General features: G+C 42.2%; 22 protein-coding genes, 5 tRNA genes and 4 pseudogenes. 25 read left to right on the top strand and 6 right to left on the bottom strand.

Going from position 1 to position 17,567, the window contains the following annotated elements; all coding sequences use genetic code 11:
- Nucleotides 1-5: 5 nt before the first annotated feature.
- The 9 genes from LEPTO7376_RS09300 (at nt 6) to LEPTO7376_RS09285 (ending at nt 3,919) form a co-directional block, all read left to right on the top strand.
- A complete protein-coding gene (locus tag LEPTO7376_RS09300; protein WP_216700290.1) occupies nt 6-185 on the top strand; it encodes a hypothetical protein in 180 nt (59 codons plus the stop codon).
- A 77-nt stretch (nt 186-262) separates the two neighbouring features.
- Nucleotides 263-394, top strand: a complete 132-nt coding sequence (locus LEPTO7376_RS28340; protein WP_015133938.1) for a hypothetical protein — start codon at nt 263-265, stop codon at nt 392-394.
- A 341-nt stretch (nt 395-735) separates the two neighbouring features.
- Nucleotides 736-1,074, top strand: a complete 339-nt coding sequence (locus tag LEPTO7376_RS09295; protein WP_041763322.1) for a hypothetical protein — start codon at nt 736-738, stop codon at nt 1,072-1,074.
- Nucleotides 1,075-1,463: 389 nt separating this feature from the next.
- Nucleotides 1,464-1,593, top strand: a tRNA-OTHER gene (locus LEPTO7376_RS26335).
- A gap of 131 nt (nt 1,594-1,724) precedes the next feature.
- Nucleotides 1,725-1,853: transfer RNA gene (locus tag LEPTO7376_RS26330), tRNA-OTHER, on the top strand.
- An 11-nt stretch (nt 1,854-1,864) separates the two neighbouring features.
- Nucleotides 1,865-1,990, top strand: a tRNA-OTHER gene (locus LEPTO7376_RS26325).
- Between the two features lie 20 nt (nt 1,991-2,010).
- Nucleotides 2,011-2,117: transfer RNA gene (locus LEPTO7376_RS26320), tRNA-OTHER, on the top strand.
- Between the two features lie 20 nt (nt 2,118-2,137).
- A tRNA-OTHER gene (locus tag LEPTO7376_RS26315) sits at nt 2,138-2,264 on the top strand.
- A gap of 56 nt (nt 2,265-2,320) precedes the next feature.
- On the top strand, nt 2,321-3,919 hold the full coding sequence (locus LEPTO7376_RS09285; protein WP_015133936.1) for a TROVE domain-containing protein: 1,599 nt from the start codon (nt 2,321-2,323) through the stop codon (nt 3,917-3,919).
- 92 nt (nt 3,920-4,011) lie between these two features.
- Here LEPTO7376_RS09285 and LEPTO7376_RS29005 read toward each other — a convergent pair.
- A pseudogene (locus LEPTO7376_RS29005) lies at nt 4,012-4,883 on the bottom strand (IS630 family transposase).
- 94 nt (nt 4,884-4,977) lie between these two features.
- Between LEPTO7376_RS29005 and LEPTO7376_RS09270 the strand changes: the two are divergent.
- The 4 genes from LEPTO7376_RS09270 to LEPTO7376_RS09255 all read left to right on the top strand — a co-directional run bounded on the left by LEPTO7376_RS09270 (nt 4,978) and on the right by LEPTO7376_RS09255 (nt 8,010).
- Complete coding sequence (locus LEPTO7376_RS09270) at nt 4,978-5,583, top strand: Uma2 family endonuclease (RefSeq protein WP_015133934.1); 606 nt, start codon at nt 4,978-4,980, stop codon at nt 5,581-5,583.
- 144 nt (nt 5,584-5,727) lie between these two features.
- Nucleotides 5,728-6,422, top strand: a protein-coding gene (locus tag LEPTO7376_RS24625; RefSeq protein ID WP_015132314.1) for an IS1 family transposase whose coding sequence is annotated in 2 segments (ribosomal slippage) — nt 5,728-6,052 and nt 6,052-6,422 — 696 coding nt in all. Because the reading frame shifts where the segments join, the coding sequence is not laid out codon by codon here.
- A gap of 251 nt (nt 6,423-6,673) precedes the next feature.
- Nucleotides 6,674-7,309 carry a class I SAM-dependent methyltransferase gene (locus tag LEPTO7376_RS23465; protein WP_015133933.1) on the top strand — a complete coding sequence of 212 codons (636 nt, stop codon included), beginning with the start codon at nt 6,674-6,676 and terminating at the stop codon, nt 7,307-7,309.
- 206 nt (nt 7,310-7,515) lie between these two features.
- Nucleotides 7,516-8,010 carry a hypothetical protein gene (locus LEPTO7376_RS09255; protein WP_041763321.1) on the top strand — a complete coding sequence of 165 codons (495 nt, stop codon included), beginning with the start codon at nt 7,516-7,518 and terminating at the stop codon, nt 8,008-8,010.
- Between the two features lie 47 nt (nt 8,011-8,057).
- Here LEPTO7376_RS09255 and LEPTO7376_RS26310 read toward each other — a convergent pair whose 3' ends face one another.
- Together LEPTO7376_RS26310 and LEPTO7376_RS09250 are read right to left on the bottom strand one after the other, a co-directional pair.
- Nucleotides 8,058-8,213 (bottom strand): hypothetical protein, encoded by a 156-nt coding sequence (locus LEPTO7376_RS26310; protein ID WP_160148430.1) that lies wholly within the window; start codon nt 8,211-8,213, stop codon nt 8,058-8,060.
- 22 nt (nt 8,214-8,235) lie between these two features.
- On the bottom strand, nt 8,236-9,075 hold the full coding sequence (locus LEPTO7376_RS09250; protein WP_015133931.1) for a phycobilisome rod-core linker polypeptide: 840 nt from the start codon (nt 9,073-9,075) through the stop codon (nt 8,236-8,238).
- A gap of 656 nt (nt 9,076-9,731) precedes the next feature.
- Here LEPTO7376_RS09250 and LEPTO7376_RS09245 point away from each other — a divergent pair.
- From LEPTO7376_RS09245 to LEPTO7376_RS09235, 4 genes are all read left to right on the top strand, one after another.
- On the top strand, nt 9,732-10,571 hold the full coding sequence (locus tag LEPTO7376_RS09245) for a MerR family transcriptional regulator (RefSeq protein WP_015133930.1): 840 nt from the start codon (nt 9,732-9,734) through the stop codon (nt 10,569-10,571).
- A gap of 117 nt (nt 10,572-10,688) precedes the next feature.
- Nucleotides 10,689-11,093: an MAPEG family protein gene (locus LEPTO7376_RS09240; protein ID WP_015133929.1), complete on the top strand. Its 405-nt coding sequence runs from the start codon at nt 10,689-10,691 to the stop codon at nt 11,091-11,093.
- Nucleotides 11,094-11,216: 123 nt separating this feature from the next.
- On the top strand, nt 11,217-11,414 hold the full coding sequence (locus LEPTO7376_RS26305) for a hypothetical protein (protein WP_160148429.1): 198 nt from the start codon (nt 11,217-11,219) through the stop codon (nt 11,412-11,414).
- 245 nt (nt 11,415-11,659) lie between these two features.
- Nucleotides 11,660-11,866 carry a cold-shock protein gene (locus LEPTO7376_RS09235; protein WP_015133928.1) on the top strand — a complete coding sequence of 69 codons (207 nt, stop codon included), beginning with the start codon at nt 11,660-11,662 and terminating at the stop codon, nt 11,864-11,866.
- Between the two features lie 105 nt (nt 11,867-11,971).
- Here the strand turns inward: LEPTO7376_RS09235 and LEPTO7376_RS26300 are convergent, their stop codons facing one another.
- Nucleotides 11,972-12,160 (bottom strand): hypothetical protein, encoded by a 189-nt coding sequence (locus tag LEPTO7376_RS26300; RefSeq protein ID WP_160148428.1) that lies wholly within the window; start codon nt 12,158-12,160, stop codon nt 11,972-11,974.
- Between the two features lie 50 nt (nt 12,161-12,210).
- On the opposite strand from LEPTO7376_RS26300, the gene LEPTO7376_RS09230 reads away from it, so the two are divergent.
- Together LEPTO7376_RS09230 and LEPTO7376_RS09225 are read left to right on the top strand one after the other, a co-directional pair.
- On the top strand, nt 12,211-12,435 hold the full coding sequence (locus LEPTO7376_RS09230; protein ID WP_015133927.1) for a hypothetical protein: 225 nt from the start codon (nt 12,211-12,213) through the stop codon (nt 12,433-12,435).
- Nucleotides 12,432-12,845, top strand: a complete 414-nt coding sequence (locus LEPTO7376_RS09225) for a type II toxin-antitoxin system death-on-curing family toxin (RefSeq protein ID WP_015133926.1) — start codon at nt 12,432-12,434, stop codon at nt 12,843-12,845. Before LEPTO7376_RS09230 ends, LEPTO7376_RS09225 begins: the two co-directional genes overlap by 4 nt.
- Nucleotides 12,846-12,880: 35 nt before the next feature.
- Here LEPTO7376_RS09225 and LEPTO7376_RS09220 read toward each other — a convergent pair whose 3' ends face one another.
- A complete protein-coding gene (locus tag LEPTO7376_RS09220) occupies nt 12,881-13,702 on the bottom strand; it encodes an oxidoreductase (RefSeq protein ID WP_015133925.1) in 822 nt (273 codons plus the stop codon).
- A 246-nt stretch (nt 13,703-13,948) separates the two neighbouring features.
- Between LEPTO7376_RS09220 and LEPTO7376_RS29000 the strand changes: the two are divergent.
- The 6 genes and pseudogenes from LEPTO7376_RS29000 to LEPTO7376_RS09195 all read left to right on the top strand — a co-directional run.
- Nucleotides 13,949-14,173 (top strand): annotated as a pseudogene (locus LEPTO7376_RS29000) (YchJ family protein); the annotation flags it as partial.
- Nucleotides 14,174-14,286: 113 nt separating this feature from the next.
- Nucleotides 14,287-14,331, top strand: a pseudogene (locus tag LEPTO7376_RS28995) (hypothetical protein); the annotation flags it as partial.
- A gap of 339 nt (nt 14,332-14,670) precedes the next feature.
- Nucleotides 14,671-14,889 carry an IS630 transposase-related protein gene (locus tag LEPTO7376_RS27465; protein ID WP_225901193.1) on the top strand — a complete coding sequence of 73 codons (219 nt, stop codon included), beginning with the start codon at nt 14,671-14,673 and terminating at the stop codon, nt 14,887-14,889.
- Nucleotides 14,890-14,909: 20 nt separating this feature from the next.
- The gene (locus LEPTO7376_RS25675; RefSeq protein WP_225901192.1) at nt 14,910-15,653 is read left to right on the top strand and encodes an IS630 family transposase; all 744 of its coding nucleotides are present in this window, start codon (nt 14,910-14,912) and stop codon (nt 15,651-15,653) included.
- The gene (locus tag LEPTO7376_RS09200) at nt 15,601-16,767 is read left to right on the top strand and encodes an actin, cytoplasmic 2 (protein WP_083891087.1); all 1,167 of its coding nucleotides are present in this window, start codon (nt 15,601-15,603) and stop codon (nt 16,765-16,767) included. Before LEPTO7376_RS25675 ends, LEPTO7376_RS09200 begins: the two co-directional genes overlap by 53 nt.
- A 61-nt stretch (nt 16,768-16,828) precedes the next feature.
- Nucleotides 16,829-16,975: a Thymosin beta-4 gene (locus LEPTO7376_RS09195; protein WP_015133923.1), complete on the top strand. Its 147-nt coding sequence runs from the start codon at nt 16,829-16,831 to the stop codon at nt 16,973-16,975.
- 348 nt (nt 16,976-17,323) lie between these two features.
- On the opposite strand, the pseudogene LEPTO7376_RS26295 reads toward LEPTO7376_RS09195, so the two are convergent.
- Nucleotides 17,324-17,484 (bottom strand): annotated as a pseudogene (locus LEPTO7376_RS26295) (IS1 family transposase); the annotation flags it as partial.
- Nucleotides 17,485-17,567: the final 83 nt, after the last annotated feature.

Below are 17,567 nucleotides of genomic sequence, written 5' to 3'. Positions count from 1 at the left end.
ACCTCTTGTTGCTCGGCACATGGATTTCATGGCGAGAAGGTTTTTCGCTCAAAGGATTTGTCTTTGGTTTTCTGAGTATTTTCCTTGGTGGAATGTTTGGCTTCCCCTATCTCCTCTATACCACCTATCAAGCCCAAGGCAATCCCAAAGAAATCTTACTCGGCATTCACTATAGAACCAAATAAATGAGTTTAAGATAGATTAGATATTGAATTGAACATTATATTTGTCTCTAAATTATTTTCCGAGTTCATAAAAAAGCATGAATAAACCATCAAAAAAACAAGCTAACATTGACAAAATATATGAAGAGATAAATGATCTTTTGATTGCAAATTTTGTATATGACAAAATAAAAGATCCAGAAGGACTTTTGGATAAGATAGACACTTGATGGGAATTAGGAAATATAATGTTTTCTATTGAAGCAATATTTAAAAACATTGTTCTCAGAATATGTAGATTAACGTGAGTTCGGGATAAGAACAACAGGAAACAAGTCTTTCCCAATCTGGGTTTGAGGCTTCTTGATTCTTTATTGAGCAGCGATTATTTTATGCAATATTCTACTGATTGAGCCCAATCAATACGATATTTTCAATTAGAATGCTTTGTTGCGAATCAGTACATAGATAAAATTCCAAACAAACTCTTGATTTATAGGAGTTTCAGGCTAACTTGTCGGAATTTCATCCTAATTCCTTAACCCGAACTCACGTTAGATTAGATGATGATATGAAAGGTACATGGTCTTTTTATTCAGCGAGAACCGAATTGTATAAGACTTGGAAAGATCAATGTAAAATCAAACAGCTTAATGAAAAAATGAAGTCATTTCGAGTCCTTATTAATCCTATCAAAACAAAGATAAGAAATAATGGAATTGCTCATACTCTAATCAATGAAAGAGAATATTTGAAATCATTTGATCGAACACCTATATTGCAAATCATCTGTGAAATTGGTGATTTAATGAATGAAGGTACAAAAATGAAATATACATATACATGTGGCACTTATGAAAAAATTGTGCTTCGTGAGTACTTTGATATTAGAAATTTAGTTGATAAATAAAACTACATGGAATCAATAGCTATCTAGTTAAAATAGATTTTTTATTATCTATTTATATAGAAGCAGAGAGCTATTTTAGAAAATTAATGCCATAGCGCTAATCTTAATTTTCTAAAATAGCTCTTGATAGTAAAAATATTGTTATGGAGTAATTGGTCGAGTTTATCTATGAAGAGGGTTTGTTGCGCATGCGATGAGTTCTATCTCTGTATATTTTTCTAATAACTTCAAAATCTCGACAAAGTTAGGGGGAGACCCTAACTCAAATCATCACCCCTATTTCAAAGTGCTTGTGGTGTAGATATTTCAGGCGATCGCCCCTTGATTGGAATAGGGGTAAACAGTGCCCGTAAATTAAAGACATCGAACGGGACACAACCCAATCGAAAGTAGCAGAAGGTCAAATTGGTGAGGCGCCAGCTTAAATAACCTTGTTCAACTCACTTACCCAATCTGGGTCGAAGAATGAGGATTATCGAAGGGAGCTGGAATTGGAGGTTCGATTCCTCCTCTGCTACGCCTCAACACTTGGGCGAGGTTTCCTTCTCTGTTCATCACTTACCCATTTCGGGTCGCGGAGTGGAGATTATCGGTAGCTAAGGATGCGGGGTTCAAATCCCCTCTTGTCCACCAAAACCAACCATCAACATGAGCGAATAGTTCAACGGAAGAACACCTTATTTTCCCTTATTCACTAACTTACTCTCACGGGTCGCCGAAATTTAGGGTTATCGCATACCACGCGGGAGATGGGGGTTCGAATCCCCCTTCGTTCACCAACACAAAACATAAGCGGATAGTTTAATGGCAAAACACTTATCCCCCTTATTCAAAAACTTACCCAAGCGGGTCGCCGAATTTAGGGTTATCGCCTGTTAAGCGAGAGATGGAGGTTCGATTCCTCCTCCGCTTGCCAAAACCACAACTAAATAACTTGGGCAGGTAGCTCAGTGGGTAGAGCAGTTTTACCTTTTCGTTTTCTTACCCCTTTCGGGTCGAAGAATGAGGATTACCGGTCGGGAGTTCGAATCTCCCCCTGTCCACGATTCACACATAAAGCCATGGAGATGGTAGCTCAACGGTAGAGCACAATTTTTTGCCTAATCAGGCCGCAGGACTAAAGGTTATCGCTTTTGAACGAACTCCCCTTTTGTCCGCCGAGATGCGGGTTCAACTCCTGCTCATCTCCCTTCCCCATCTGGGGCCTTATTTTTAAATTCATTCTCCCGAAAGGGACAGAGTTGTTATGTCATATAAATTTTTCACTTCCCGTAAAAACACACCTCAGTCTCAGCCTATCCCTGGCCGTGAAACTGAAATGCTGAAAGGTCGTTCCGGTGGTTATCATTTCGACCCTGGTATGTGGGCAATGTTAAAGCGTTGTTTATTGATTGGGACAGCCCAAAGTACTTTTTATGCGGATAAGCATGAGCTGACAGGTGAGTTCACCCAGGTTGTTAATCAATGTGTAGCAGCAGATCCTGCACGAGTTGCAAAGGAAATTGCCTATGCCAGTGATGGTCATGCGATTAATAACAGTGCACCTATCTATGCGTTGACGTTGTTATCTATGGGCGAATCTCCCGATGCGAAACGAGCATTTATGGAAATTTTTCCGCAGATTGTGCGTACTGGAAGCCATTTTTATGAATGGTTGAGCTATTCCAAGGCGTTGCGTGGTTTCGGTAAGGTGGTGCGTGAGTGCGGTACATCTTGGTTGAGTAATGCCAATGTGAAATCCTTGGCGTACCAATTGCTGAAATATCAACAACGTCATGGTTTCACGAATCGCGATGTGTTGCGTCTGTTTCACGTAAAACCTGCCACTGATGATCACCAAACGCTCTATAACTGGGTGGTAAAGGGTTGGGATGTTTTGCCTAAGCAAGCGCCTTCTGATGCTTTGCAACAAATCTGGTGGTACGAATGGCTCAAGCGTAATCCTAGCCAAACTAAAAAGGCGATCGCCGAGGGTCGTTTAACCCATGAGATGGTTGCACCTATTGGTGAGATGGATGAAGGTGCCTGGAAACTATTGATGCAGGGTATGCCTATTGGTGCGTTGTTGCGTAACCTTGGTTCCCTAACTGAAATTGGTGTATTGCGCGCTCACTACAACAAACAGTTGAAGTACGTTGCATCTGTGCTAAATGACAGAAATCGCCTCCGTAAAGGTCGTATCCATCCTATCGATGTGCTGAAGGCATTAAAGACTTATCAGTCCGGCGGTAAGTTGGGTCGTAGCAAGAAAACTTGGACTGTTATCCCTCGTATTGTGGATATCCTGGAGCGCGCTCTAGAGATGTCCTTCGATACAGTGGCACCTACAGAAAAAACCTTCTTGCATGCAGTGGATGTCTCTGGCTCGATGTCTTGCTATACCGTGAGTTCGGTCAATCTGACTTGCGCTGAAATTGCGACAGTATTCGCCTTGGTGAGTGCAAAAGCAGAGAAAAACTATGCGATTCGTGGTTTCTCTACTTCTTTCAAGGATTTGGGTATCACGGCATCCGATAGCTTCCAATCTGCGATGCAGAAGACAACCAATCAAAACTTTGGTGGGACTGATGCGTCCTGTGCCTACAAGTGGGCCATCAAGCATAAGTTCTGGGCAGATGTGATTTGCTTCTGGACAGACTGCGAATCCTGGGCAGGTTCTCAGCCTAGCCAAGTGTTGGAGAAGTATCGCCGTAAGGTCAATCCTGATGTGAAAGCGGTTTATGTGACCCTTGCTCCCTACAAATTAAGTTTGGTGGATCCTAAAGATCGTAATTCTTGGGATTTAGGTGGCTTCGATCCTTCTATGCCTAAAATCATTCAGGCGATCGCCAATGGTGATCTTTAAAACCTAAACTCAATGCAGATATCCTTCGGGGTATCTGTTTTTCTGTTGGGCAAATGGATAGGCGATCGCTACTATAGCAGCGAAGGAGAAGGTTAGGACATAGAACAGAAGGCTATTCTGATGGCATCGAACAAATCCTCAGTCTTCTTGATGAGCTTACTTACCTCCTTCTTTAACCTCCCCCAAAACTTCTCTATCTTGTTCAGGTGTGGTGAGTAGGGTGGCAAAAATATCACTTCACATCCTGCCTTCGCCACCAATGTTTGTATTCTTTCCTTTGGATGAAAACTGGCATTATCCAGAATAATAATTTGACCCGGAATCAACTCTGGCACTAAGCAATCCTCTACCCATTGGCAAACTAAGGCGCTGTTGGCATAGCCCTCAAATACCATCGGTGCTATCTGCTCTCCCTCTCGCCATCCTCCAATCACGCTAACTCGTTCTGTACGATGACCTAACTTCTCTGCGATAAACCTCTCTGACTTATGGCAGTAGCCATACCCATAATCTAAGGTATTATCAAATCCACTTTCATCGATATATACGAGTCGTTCTTGGACATACTGCTTCAGTTGTGCCACAAATGCTTTTTCTAATTCTTTATCTCTCTCTTGATATCGATAGGTCTTTTTTTTCGAGTAAATTCAATTTTCCGTAGAGCTTCACGTCTGGATGCATCACTAATAGACTCTGGCCATTTCTCCGCCATTTCCTTCTGGGTTAGATGCCCATATTTCTCTGCAAAAGCACGAAAAGCATCTAGATCATTAATCTTCGGTTGAGGGCCTCGACGGTAATCTGTCTTCGGAGCGACTGAACCGATTTTCTCTCGTCGTTTCAGCCACAGGTCTAGCGTATTTCGGCTAATACCAAAGAAGCGACAGATATCACTTTTTCGTTCACCTTTATCGAAGGCGGCAACAGCTTTTAGGCGTAAATCAAGACTATGGGGAGCAGGCATGGCATCTATGTTTATTGCTTCTATCCTATTCTGTCTTAACCCACTCCTTGCCTGCTATAAAATAGAAAAAAGTCTTCAACCGAGTAGGTTTACGATGGCAACAACATTACGAATCCAGTCTGAAACTACACCTCTAACTGTTTCACTGCCTGCTAGTAAACCGATGAGCCAAGAAGAATTTTATGAGTTTTGTCTTGCCAACCGAGATTTACGCATCGAGCGCACCGCCACAGGAGAAGTGATTGTTATGCCCCCAGCTTTTTCGGATACGGGCAATCGAAATTTTAATTTGGCTGTACAGCTGGGCATTTGGGCGGAGAAAGATGGAACAGGTTTAGGATTTGATTCTAGTGCTGGTTTTACTTTGCCAAATAGTGCCATGCGATCGCCGGATGCGTCGTGGATGCGAAAGGAAAAATGGGAGGCTTTATCAGAAGAAGAAAAGTCATCTTTTGCGCCAGTCTGTCCAGATTTTGTCATCGAGCTACGGTCAAAAAGTGACACTCTCAAAGGTCTACAGGCAAAAATGGAAGAGTATCTGAAAAATGGTGTTGCTCTAGGTTGGTTAATTGATCGTCGAAATAAAACCGTTTATATCTATCGCCCTAATCAAACGCCACAAATCCTCGAAAACCCGGATGTCGTTAATGGCGATCCTGAGCTACCTAATTTTCAGTTACCCATGGCAAAGATCTGGTAATGGTTTGTTTGGGTGAGGGACGATCGCCAAAGGTGATCTTTAAAAAGTTCTCAAAACTAGACTTAATGCAGATATCCTTCAGGGTATCTGTCTTTCTTTATTGGGCGTTGCAGAATAGAGGTATGAATGGAGGTTGTTGACTCAATGGAATGTCCAGAATGCCAATCTACTCATATCCGTAAGAACGGAAAGAAAAAAGGCAAACAGAATCACATCTGTGTAGATTGCGGTCGTCAGTTTATCGACCACTATAGTCAGCTCGGCTACTCAAATGCCTTCAAACGTGAATGCCTCAAAATGTATGTCAACGGTATGGGCTTTCGAGCCATTGAACGAGTGAAAGGAGTGCACCACACTACCGTCATCACTTGGGTCAAACAAGTCGGTGCATTGCTGCCTGATGCTTATGAACCGGAAGAGATGCCTCAGGTCGGGGAACTCGATGAACTTCAAACATTCGTCGGTGCTAAAAAAACAAGGTCTGGCTCTGGACAGCAGTAGACCACTTTCAACCAGGTATTCTTGCTTGGACTATTGGTGACAGAAGTGCAGAGACATTCAAGCCACTATGGGCAATCGTTAGTCTCTGGAGATGCTTCTTTTACGTCACAGATGGCTGGAAAGTTTATCCCATCTTTGTACCCGATGGGGACCAGATTGTCAGTAAGACCTATATGACTCGAGTCGAAGGAGAGAACACTCGATTGCGGCATTATCTCGCTCGACTCCATCGAAAGACCTTATGTTATTCAAAGTCTGTGGAAATGTTAGAGCATTCGATTCGATTGCTGATTCACTATCTCAAGTTCTGGGATGTTCCTATCCCTCGACCCTCATAGATTCATACCTCAATTCACCAACGCCCTTTATTGAAGCTGTTGGGCATTATCTAACGACAGCATATGTAGAATGAATGGCTGCGTTCTGTATTTCGGTCACATCTCTATAGCAGTTTTCCTATTGCTGAGGTACCGCAAACTCGGAATTGGGCAAAAATTAAGTATCTAATCTTTTCCCTGTTAATGCGCAAATTACTATAAGCGTAGGTAGACGCCAAACTTCTATGGTGGGTATTTGTTAAGGAGAAAAGATGAAAGATCAGCAGAAAAAACAAAATTTCACACAAAATTTAAGACAGTCATTATCTACTAAAGGTTCATATGATTCTTGGGCTGCGACTTATGATGAAGGAGTGCAATCAGCGAATTATCAAGCACCTGAACTACTCGCGAGTACGGCTCTATCGCTTATAGATAAAGGCGCATATCTTGATATTGGTTGTGGTACTGGTCTGGTCGGAGAAGCCATTTTTCTCAGACACCATGGGGAGTTAGAAATTGATGGCTGCGATTTTTCTGAAGAGATGTTAAAAATCGCCGAAAGCAAAGGGATTTATAAATCACTAGTTTGTTGCGATGTTTTCGATATGCCTTACTCTAATTCCAAATATGACGTCGTGATAGCAGCAGGAGTATTTGCGGGTGATGAGGATTATCGACGAGCGGGAGATCCAAACTCTCAGGCTTTAGGTGATGTCATCAGAATTATTAAACCAATGGGCTACTGCATCTTTTCTGTAAGCGAGCGCGTTTGGAAAACTGATAGCAAAAGCTATGAAAGAGCTATTGCTGATCTGCCAGTCAGAATAATTCAAATGCTTAAGCAGCCATATCACAATGAGATTCCTACAATGTTTAATATTGTTCTTCAAAAAAATAGTTTCTAGAATTATTGAATATTTGGAGATACTCTTCTCAACTTAATTTGTGGAAAATGACCTGTTGCTCACCGATAGATTATTGCGTATTTAGTTTGATAGGGGTTGCAACCATAACACTTCACTTAGGTTTAAGGCTTGTGCTCCTATGATAACGACTACTAGGCGATCGCCTCCTTCCCCAGACCATTCCAATTAGCGAGATTAGAATAGTAGTGACTTCAATCGCTTTCAAGCATATGGAAACCAAGTTGCGATCAGTTGGCACTATTGGTGTGGGGTTTATATTTCCTGAGGAGATTTTGACTCAGACTAATTTGAAAGTAAGAGATATCTGTGCTTTTGCATCAGTAGACAATGGCATTAAGTTGATGATCTATGGCTTAGAATCTGGACATCTAAAAACAGCTCATCAACAAGATGAAATTGAGTATGTCAGCGTCATATCTCACATAGGAAGCATTGGTATTGGCACAAGCATATCTCAAGAGCTTCTACAGCGATTCGATTTGCAAATAGGAGATGTTGTTCCTCTTGTAAAAATGGGTGATTGTCTACAATTGATGGCAACTCGTAAGCCAAAAGCTCCACGGAAATTAATTCTTAAAGATAAGACTCCAGAAGAGAAAAGAGCTGAGAAACGAAAAGAAGAATCGTGGCGTAAGCCCGCAGGCTGGTGGCTTAGGGATGATGACCGTTGGATGCAGTGATCAACAAAGACAGATGATCTTTCTAGTTCAAATCAGGCGATCGCCTTTCACCCTTCCCAAACGCCACTCCAATTTTTGTCTGCGGAATGTTTACGGAGATATTGGAGAAATAGTTTGGTCGGTTTATCTTCTGGGGCGATCGCCTCTCCTGACTTCGGTACAAAAAACGTAAAGCCAGAGAAGAAATTCTCTGGCTTTCGCAACTTGCTCTTTCACAACTGCATTCTAAAGAATCTGATTGACAGCTCTTCGAATAATCTCTCTCGTTGAATAAATACTTGATGAAGGGAATGAAGTAACAGACCCATATCTCGTGATCGGAGCATCTGCGGGATAGGTCGATTGCTTTGGCTTTGGCTCTACAGTTTCTGCAACACCTACACCATTAAGTAAAGCAGCCGCAGTTTCAAAATCACCTTTGAACAAACTATTTTCGAGTCGTCCATATGATTCTGCTGGCGTGGATTTGTCACTACTAGACATACTCCGAACAAGCTGGAATGAACGCGTATATCCCGCCAAATTTTGACCCGTTTGAGTGTTGTAACCCCGATAGTGAGGCACTATGTCTGTACCAAAACATTTCCAGTACTCATCGCTATTGATATAAGAATCAATTTCTGCCTCAAACCCTTCATTTGCCAAGCGAACAATATGTTCAGAAACTTCTTCCTTATTTTCTGGTGCACGACCCAATAGGTGTTTGAAGTTTAGTTCAATGGCGCGTACGTTTGAATGTTGTTCAAGCACTAAAGCACGGTAGCGCTCCGACTTCGCCAACCGACGAACAAACTCCATCACTGTGATGGAACCATTACGGAGTTGAGACTCGGCATATGTGTCTCGCTCACTTTCCATCAGATGTGCATTGCCAAAAACCTGCTTATAGGCCGCAGCAATTACTACATCTTGTTGCTCAACATCTCGTTGCCCAATTGCCTCAGAAATATTTGCCCGTGAAATGTATTCCACTGGATCTACTGTCGAGAAAGCTTTGTTTGCCACGGCTGAAATAGCAGCGGCTGGCTTTGGGGCCGATGGAATGGCTTTAGATGATGATTGCATTTCTTAAGGTGATTTTTTACTTATTTTGCAAGTATGCGGCGATTAAATTGTCTTTTTAAAAAGTTAAGTCTCTTGAAATTCAAGATATTAAGGATCTTAAATCCTTTAGGGAGTGGGTGTGTATTAAGATTCTTGAGTATTATTAAAATTCTTGAGTACCAGTTTCATCTTTGATTTCTATGGCAGCCTAGCCTTGTTACTTCAGGCTTTACGTTGCTCAACGACAGGATTAATTTGCCAGATGTTCTCAAGTGAGGGAGGAATCAACTGAGATGCATCACTATCAATCGACCAACGAAAATTGAATTGCTAGCCATTATGGTGCCCAGTGCAGTATGAAAATACATGATATTTTGTTATGAAAATACATGATATTTTGTTGCGTAGTATGCAACGGATCCAATGAGTCGGCAGTTTGGTGGCTTTTAAGTTTTTTCAGTAAATGTGGGATTGACGAAGTCTTAATATGGGCGATTGCCACAAATTCCCTTTTCGATTTAAATCCAACGTAGACGTTGGGATATTGGATGTAACGCAGATAATGACTGTCTAGCTAGCTCAAAATGTATACGCCTTTCGCGTAAATCAACAAGCGGCTTGACCTTCAAGTAACTTGAAACTTTAGACTGCGAAGCATTGAGTTCAGAGGCTAAAGTATGTTTCGTATTGGTGAGTTTTCCAAGATTGCTCAAGTCCCAGCTAGCTTATTGCGCTACTACGATGACATTGGTTTATTTACCCCAATTCATAGCGATCGTGATACTAGCTATCGTTACTACAGCGTGTCGCAATTAAGTCAGCTCAATCGAATTTTGGCTCTCAAAGATTTAGGATTGGCGTTAGACCAAATTAAGCGTCTCGTATCGGATGAAGTGTCTCCCGATGAAATTCGTGGCATGCTGTCGTTGCGTAAAGCTCAAATTGAACAAACCCTTCAAGCCGAAGCAATGCGTTTACGGGCAGTAGAGTCTCGACTACAGCAGTTAGAACGTGGCGATGATTTTCAAGATGACGATGTGGTATTGAAATCCTTGCCTGCCCAAACATTTCTTTCTCTGCGCCACCAGTTCCAGGATTTAGAACAAACCATGGCTGTCATCAGTCAAATTAGGGCGGCAGTCAGCAAACAAGTAAAAAAACAGTATCTCGAGAGATTTGCCGCAGTTGTCCATAGTGAATTGTATGAAGAGCAGCAGTGGGATCTTGAATTTGGATTTTATCTCAAGGAAGCTCTAGATCTGACTTTAACACTGCCAAATGGCTCGACTTTAGGAGTTCGCGATTTGGAACCTGTTGAAACGGCAGTAACAGCCGTGCGTCATGATGGCCCAGAAAATGGTCATCTCTGCTATAGCGCGATTGGGACTTGGGCGGAGAAACATCGATACAAATTGGTTGGGCCGGGTCGGGAAGTTTTTCTGGTTCCGCCTCAGGCAGGTCGCGAAACGGAAATGGTGGTTGAAATTCAGTTTCCGGTGCAAGCTCCTCAGCTTTAGTTTTTTCTCTGCTCAACCATATTTTGGCTGATGGTCGTAGCTGGCGATCGCCTCCAAGTTTTTGACTTTACTTCAGACAACAAGCAACTAGTAATCAATTTTTTCAGGAGAAAGATTATGACGATTGAACTTTGGACTTTATTTGGCGCAGCAGCCCTACTCTGGATTGCAATTTTGGCGCAACAGCTTGCTCTCGATGTAGCAGTCGGTGCTCAATATGCCTTGTCTAATCGGGAACAGGATCACAATTTCAAGGGAGCAACTCGTTTACACGGTCGTTTAACCCGCACAGTGCGCAACCATGTGGAAGGTTTAGCTATTTTTGCGCCACTTATTTTGATTGCGGCAGTGGCTGGGATTTCTAATATTTGGACTCAATGGACAGCGATCGCTTTTCTGGTTACTCGTTGTCTACATTTACTGTTCTATGCCGCAGGAATTACGCCTTTCCGTAGTTTTGCTTGGGCGATCGGTTTCTTCCTTTCCCTTGGTGGCTTTGTCTTTGGCTTAGTAATAGGATAATCATTAAACCACAAAGGCACTGTCAAATTTATCATCGCAGTCTACAAAAAAGTAAGCAGCGACGACAGCTCACAAGCTAGGTATTGCCTGAGAGGTTGTCTGAAAAGTCTTTATGTTCGATAAATGCTGCGTAAATTCCGCCAGGTTGATCGCCTGAAGTGCTTATTTTTACGTGCAACTCATTTCGACACAAGTTACGGTCAGACTCTTTTCAGACATCCTCTGAATACGATGCACATGGCGATCGCCTTTTTACCCTTCCCAGACACCATGCCAATTTCTATCGAGGGAATGTTTGTGTCGGTGTTGGATTCTTTCTAAAAAGAGTTGGATGGGTTTATCTTCTGGGGTGATCGCCTAATTTTTTGTATCGGTGAAGATTTACCCCTAATGAGTCGAAGTCGGGTCGATACCATTACAAGGCATCTGTCGAGGTAAAGTATCCTATCGAATTTGATCTGGATAGAGATAATGCTATGACGAGATAGTTATCGAAACTATATCTGGCAGCTTTCACTGTAAACAAGTAACATTACATATGATCTAACTGAATAGAGAATGATTTTATGTCTCAAGTAACGGGCGTTGTGAAGTGGTTTAACTCAGATAAAGGGTTTGGCTTTATTGAACAAGAAAATGGACCTGATGTCTTTGTTCATTTTCGTGCGCTTAACATCGAGGGTTTCAAGACGCTAGACGAAGGGCAAAAGGTGCAGTTTACTGTCACTCAAGGTAAAAAGGGGCCTCAAGCTGAGGATGTAACTTTAGTATAAAAGGCAAATAAATCATTACTCTATGGGAGACTGAGCGATCTAAGTTGGCATAAAATCCTGTTTCTTAGAGCTGTCATGCTTGGTCTCTTTTATAAATCGCGCCATTTAGGTGAGCACTAATCGTGATGATGAAGACAGATTGCAGGTATTCTCTGAGATATCTGCTTTTTGTTTAAGGGCGATCGCCAACCTTTGTACTCTCCATGATTGATTCAGAGGAAAACAACGCATCTGGCGGTCTTCTTGCTGGCGATCGCCCTGATGAGCCGTGAAAAATTTTCTGCCTTTTGCCAAGCGAATCGTGAGCTACATCATGATGACGCCCTCCATACTCACTATTTTTTATGACTACAACAGTTTTTCTCCCTGATGAAATCGTCGAAAAAGCTAGGGTTTTAGCTCAAAGATTAGATGTTTCTTTGAACGAACTTTCGGCGATCGCCCTCGAAGAATTATTGAAAAAATATAGTCGCTCTTCTAACGCGGATTTAGACTTTGAGCAAAAAATGGCGATTGCCCAACGAGGTATGAAGAAATATCGGAAAGCATTGATTGAGTTGGCGAAATGAAAGAACCGATTTGGCTCAATGCGGCGGATATCTATGGCATCCACAAAGAAATCATTGCCGTGGCTGGTGGTAAAGCTGGCATCCTAAACGCTGGGGCGATCGCCTCTAGTCTCAGCAAGGCAAAAAATGTTTTCCATTACTCCGACAATATTGATTTATTTACCCTCGCTGCGGTGTCTGGCTACGGCTTTACGAAAAACCACTGCTTTCTAGAAGGTAATACCCAGGTTGGCTTAATTGCTGTTTATACGTTTCTTGCCATCAACGGTTTTGAGCTCATCGCCTCAGAGGAAAATGTCACCCAAATGTTTTCAGAGGTAGCGGCGAGTCAAACATCTCAAGCGACAGAAATAGAAAAACTTGCTCAGTGGTTGAGAGACAACACCAAATCGAATCAGTTCTTGGAGTAATGGGTTGGCGATTGCCCCTAATTGATTGTCTGGTCTTATTTGAGCATATTGCCAATGAGCCAATCAAAAAGGCGATCGCCTCCCCATTTACGAGCGAATAGTAATGGTGTTGCTAGTTTGCCTCCGACATAACGAGTTTTCGGTTTTTTCGCCTTAATCGCTTTGAGAATTAAATCTGCAACAACCTGTGGTTTCGATGCACTATTGTTGGCGTACATATCTATGGAGCTGCGCGCTAAAGTCTTCGCTAAATTGCCGTAAACACCACGGCCAGAACGCCTCATCATGGGCGCAATCATTACATTTCCAAATTCAGTTTGGATGAGTCCTGGTTCAATAATCACAACATCGATGTTGAAAGCTTTTAGCTCGAAACGAAGACAATCTGACCAACCTTCAAGGGCGTGTTTCGTTGCGTAATACCAGCTTCCCAAGGGTGTATAAATCTTGCCACCAATCGACGAAATATTAATAATCTTGCCAGATTTTTGACTGCGCATATAAGGCAAAACCAATTGAGTTAATCGCGCTAATCCAAATAAATTCACTTCAAATTGATATCGAGCTTCATCGATAGAGATGTCTTCCATCGCGCCATACAACCCAAACCCCGCATTGTTCACGAGGATATCAACACCATTATTCTCTGCTGTTATTTGTTCGACCGCTGCTGCAACCTCTGTCTCTTTGGTGATATCCATCTGAATGGCGATCACCCCCAATTCCTCTAGGTCTTTCATTTTCCCAACCCTTCTAGCCGCAACATAAACGGTGTAGCCTTCTGCTAAAAGTGTTTTTGCTGTTGCCTTACCGATGCCTGCGGATGCCCCTGTAACTAGGACGACTTGATTTGCCATAGATGAAATAGATGTTGATTTCGCTCTCAAATTATAGGGATCGAATAGACTGGCGATCGCCGAGTGAATTGGTGCATTAGACCTTTCAACCTAAAATAATGCCAACCATTTCGGAGTTTAGTCGTGCTTATTTCTGGCGATCGCCTCCCGTCTTTACCTTGCCCTTGCGGTAGTGAAAACTTATTAGCGCAATGCTGTGGCGTTTATCTTCAGGGGCAACTTCCCGCACCCACTGCCGAGAAATTAATGCGATCGCGCTACACAGCCTATTGCCTCAAGAATATTGACTATTTAGTTAATACCCACCATCCGACTAAGCGGGCAATGAATAGCCGCCGTCAAATTACAGCGACAGCCAATAATGTGACGTGGTTGGGTCTAACCATTGTGACAATTGAAGCTGGTCAACCCGAAGATAAAACAGGCATTGTTGAATTTGCCGCTGCGTACCAAGAAGGGAACCAAGTTGCCCAACTCCATGAGCGATCGCAATTTGTGAAGGAAAAAGGTAAATGGTTTTATCTCGAAGGTGATATGTTGCCCCCCATCAAACCCCAAAAAAAGAACCTTGTTGGTGTGGTAGCGGCAAAAAATTCAAACAATGCCACGGTAAAAAACGTACCAAATAAAATTGTTTCAAATATCAGCTATCTCAATAACCAAATACCTGCTCTTCAAAATATACTTTCATGACATTTCACAAAGAATCATTTGAATAGAAGTATTTTCTCCGAATATTGCTCATACAATCCATGTGTTTGCTTTTTAACTCCAGATAGCTCTTATTTACGCTCAAAAGCAAGCCCTCAAATTTGTGGCGCTATATTTCAGCCTCATGAGCAGAATACTGAGAAGAACAAAAAAGTAATAAGACATCTACCTCAATGCATAAAACTAGGAGAAAACGATGGCAGGAACACCTACAGCAAATTTCAGCCTAGCAAGGTGTATGAAGTAGTATAGGTGAGTTGACTGGTGAGGAAGAAAGTAGCATCTTGCCGAAAGCCTACTCATTAGACTTAAGACAGAAAATAGTGGATGCCTACGAAAGGGGTGGTGTGAGTCAAAGTAGTCTTGCCCGACAATTTGGAGTGGCGAAAAGTTTTGTACAAAAGCTCCTCGACCAAAAACGACTGACAGGGTCGATTGCTCCGAAAAAACGAGCCAACAAACACCTCCCAAATTAAACGAAGAGCATCAAACAATATTGCGCCAGTTGCTCACCAAGAAAAACGATGCGACGCTAGCGGAACTATGTGATGAGATGGAGAAACGCACTGGTCTCCGTGTGGCCAATAGCACCATGCATCGCACCTTAAGAAGAATGGGATATAGCCTCAAAAAAACATTCTATCCAGACCTTAAGGCGACAAAACGAGTGCAACAAGCCAGATATGATTTTTGGCAGAAAATGCAAGCGACTCTAGCGAAAAACTTGATTTTTATCGATGAATCGGGCGTGAACTTAGCCATGACAAGACTGAGGGCACGTTCTGAGAAAGGGAAACGAGCTTATAGTCCGAAATCCAGTAAACGAGGCAAGAATGTTTCTTTGATTGGAGCATTAGGCTTCAAGGGAATGGTCGCTAATTATCATCTGCTGGGGAGTACGGATGGATTAACCTTTGAAGCATTCATCAGCCAGAAGTTAATACCAAACTTATGGGCGGGAGCATGTGTGGTGATGGATAACTGTTCGATTCATTTAGGAGAGTCAGTACGCACAATGATTGAGGCCGTGGGAGCTAAGTTGATTTACCTTCCTCCCTATTCTCCAGACTTTTCACCCATTGAAAATTGCTGGTCAAAGTTGAAAAGTACCTTGAAAAGTATCGGGGCAAGAACTTATCTAGCTCTAGACAAGGCAATTGAGGTAGCTTTTTCCAAGATTACCCTTGATGATATTCGATGCTGGTTTACACATTGCTGCTATTGCACCTCACTCGACTAGAAATTGCTATATTGTCATTGATATTGGTTCGGGCATAGTAAAAGTTGGCTTCGCAGGAGAGGAGGCTCCCCGAGAAACTTTTCCAGCAATTGTCGGCAGACCTCGCCACCAAGGTGTAATGGTGGGCATGGGACAAAAAGACTATTATGTCGGCGACGAAGCGCAAAGTAAACGTGGCATTCTTACCCTCAAATATCCTAATGAGCATGGCATTGTCACCAATTGGGATGATTACGAGAAACTGCTCGAGTACGCTTTCAAAGAACTAGAAGTTGATCCAGCAGATCACCCTGTCTTACTTACTGAGGCTCCTCTCAATCCCAAAGCGAATCGAGAGAAACTGACTCAAATTATGTTTGAGAAGTTTAATGCTCCTGCGATGTATGTCGCTATTCAAGCAGTACTTTCTCTCTATGCCAGCGGCCGTACAACCGGTATTGTTTTGGACTCTGGTGATGGTGTGAGTCATACTGTTCCGATCTACGAAGGCTATGCTTTGCCTCATGCCATTATCCGTCTCGATCTGGCTGGACGCGATCTAACCGACTATCTTATGAAAATTTTGACGGAGCGAGGCTACAGCTTTACGACCACAGCAGAGCGCGAGATTGTTCGGGATATAAAGGAAAAACTGTGTTATGTTGCCTCAGATTTTGAGCAAGAGATGCAAACTGCCGCGAGTAGTAGTTCTCTCGAAAAATCATATACACTTCCTGATGGTCAAGTGATCACTATTGGAAATGAGCGCTTTCGCTGCCCAGAAACATTATTTCAACCAGCATTTATTGGAATGGAATCTGCGGGGATTCATGAAACTACCTACAACTCAATCATGAAATGTGATGTAGATATTCGTAAAGATTTGTATGCAAATACGGTTTTGAGTGGGGGGACTACGATGTTCTCTGGTATCGCAGATCGCATGCAGAAAGAGATCTCTGCTTTAGCTCCACCAACAATGAAAATCAAAATTATTGCTCCACCTGAGCGAAAGTATAGCGTGTGGATTGGCGGTTCTATTTTGGCTTCTTTAAGCACTTTTCAGCAGATGTGGATCTCGAAGCAGGAATATGATGAAAGTGGCCCATCGATTGTTCATAGAAAATGTTTCTAGAGACCCGAAATTCTAGACTTTAATTCCTGTTTTTAATTTGTAAAACTGAGGTAAATCAACCATGGCAAATGCAGAAAACAAACCCGATCTTTCAATGATCTCAAGCTTCGACAAGACTAAGCTCAAGAAGACCGAAACAAAGGAAAAGCAATTCTTACCCACAAAGGAAGAGATCGAAGCTGAAAAAGCAGATGAAAGTCAAAAGTAATTAACGTGAGTTCGGGATAAGAACAATAGGAAAAAAGTCTCTCCAAATCTAGGCTTGAGGCTTCTTTTTCTCTATTGAGCAGCGATTATTTTATGCAATATTCCACTGATTGAGCTCAATCCACAAGATATTTTCAATAAAAATGCTTTGTTGCGAATCAGCAAATAGATACAATTCCAAACAAACTCTTAATTTATAGGAGTTCCAGGCTGAATTGTCGGGATTTCATCCCAATTCCTTAACCTGAACTCACGTTAATCAGATAGATAATGCGATCATATGTGATTGATGATCGCATTATCTATCTGATTATATAAAATGCTAGAAGTATTGGGTCAGCGATTGAGTGATCGCCATTTTGAGACATTCACGTTTGAAGGCATTGGAGTAGCCGAGGTTACTGTAGTGGTCGATAAACTGACGGCCACAATCTACGCAGATGTGATTTTGTTTGCCTCTTTTTTTTCGTTCTTACGGATATGATTAGATTGACATTCCGGACATTTCATCGGGTCAGTATCCTACATTCATACCTCTATTCTGCAATGCCAAAATTTTGACAATAAGGCTCCAATATTTGAATTTTGACAAG

This window comes from [Leptolyngbya] sp. PCC 7376, from assembly GCF_000316605.1.
Classification (GTDB): Bacteria; Cyanobacteriota; Cyanobacteriia; order Cyanobacteriales; family MRBY01; genus MRBY01.
This window is presented reverse-complemented; position numbering and strand designations above follow the sequence as displayed.

What these genes read in the sequence shown, in the direction of transcription:
- LEPTO7376_RS09200 (WP_083891087.1), top strand. Translation starts at nt 15,601, where the DNA reads ATGATATTCGATGCTGGTTTACACATTGCTGCTATTGCACCTCACTCG.
- LEPTO7376_RS09235 (WP_015133928.1), top strand. Translation starts at nt 11,660, where the DNA reads ATGTCTCAAGTAACGGGCGTTGTGAAGTGGTTTAACTCAGATAAAGGG.
- LEPTO7376_RS09220 (WP_015133925.1), bottom strand. Translation starts at nt 13,702, where the DNA reads ATGGCAAATCAAGTCGTCCTAGTTACAGGGGCATCCGCAGGCATCGGT.
- LEPTO7376_RS09195 (WP_015133923.1), top strand. Translation starts at nt 16,829, where the DNA reads ATGGCAAATGCAGAAAACAAACCCGATCTTTCAATGATCTCAAGCTTC.
- LEPTO7376_RS09250 (WP_015133931.1), bottom strand. Translation starts at nt 9,075, where the DNA reads ATGCAATCATCATCTAAAGCCATTCCATCGGCCCCAAAGCCAGCCGCT.
- LEPTO7376_RS26305 (WP_160148429.1), top strand. Translation starts at nt 11,217, where the DNA reads ATGCTGCGTAAATTCCGCCAGGTTGATCGCCTGAAGTGCTTATTTTTA.
- LEPTO7376_RS09230 (WP_015133927.1), top strand. Translation starts at nt 12,211, where the DNA reads ATGACTACAACAGTTTTTCTCCCTGATGAAATCGTCGAAAAAGCTAGG.
- LEPTO7376_RS09270 (WP_015133934.1), top strand. Translation starts at nt 4,978, where the DNA reads ATGGCAACAACATTACGAATCCAGTCTGAAACTACACCTCTAACTGTT.
- LEPTO7376_RS28340 (WP_015133938.1), top strand. Translation starts at nt 263, where the DNA reads ATGAATAAACCATCAAAAAAACAAGCTAACATTGACAAAATATATGAA.
- LEPTO7376_RS09225 (WP_015133926.1), top strand. Translation starts at nt 12,432, where the DNA reads ATGAAAGAACCGATTTGGCTCAATGCGGCGGATATCTATGGCATCCAC.
- LEPTO7376_RS09245 (WP_015133930.1), top strand. Translation starts at nt 9,732, where the DNA reads ATGTTTCGTATTGGTGAGTTTTCCAAGATTGCTCAAGTCCCAGCTAGC.
- LEPTO7376_RS09285 (WP_015133936.1), top strand. Translation starts at nt 2,321, where the DNA reads ATGTCATATAAATTTTTCACTTCCCGTAAAAACACACCTCAGTCTCAG.
- LEPTO7376_RS09240 (WP_015133929.1), top strand. Translation starts at nt 10,689, where the DNA reads ATGACGATTGAACTTTGGACTTTATTTGGCGCAGCAGCCCTACTCTGG.
- LEPTO7376_RS23465 (WP_015133933.1), top strand. Translation starts at nt 6,674, where the DNA reads ATGAAAGATCAGCAGAAAAAACAAAATTTCACACAAAATTTAAGACAG.
- LEPTO7376_RS09295 (WP_041763322.1), top strand. Translation starts at nt 736, where the DNA reads ATGAAAGGTACATGGTCTTTTTATTCAGCGAGAACCGAATTGTATAAG.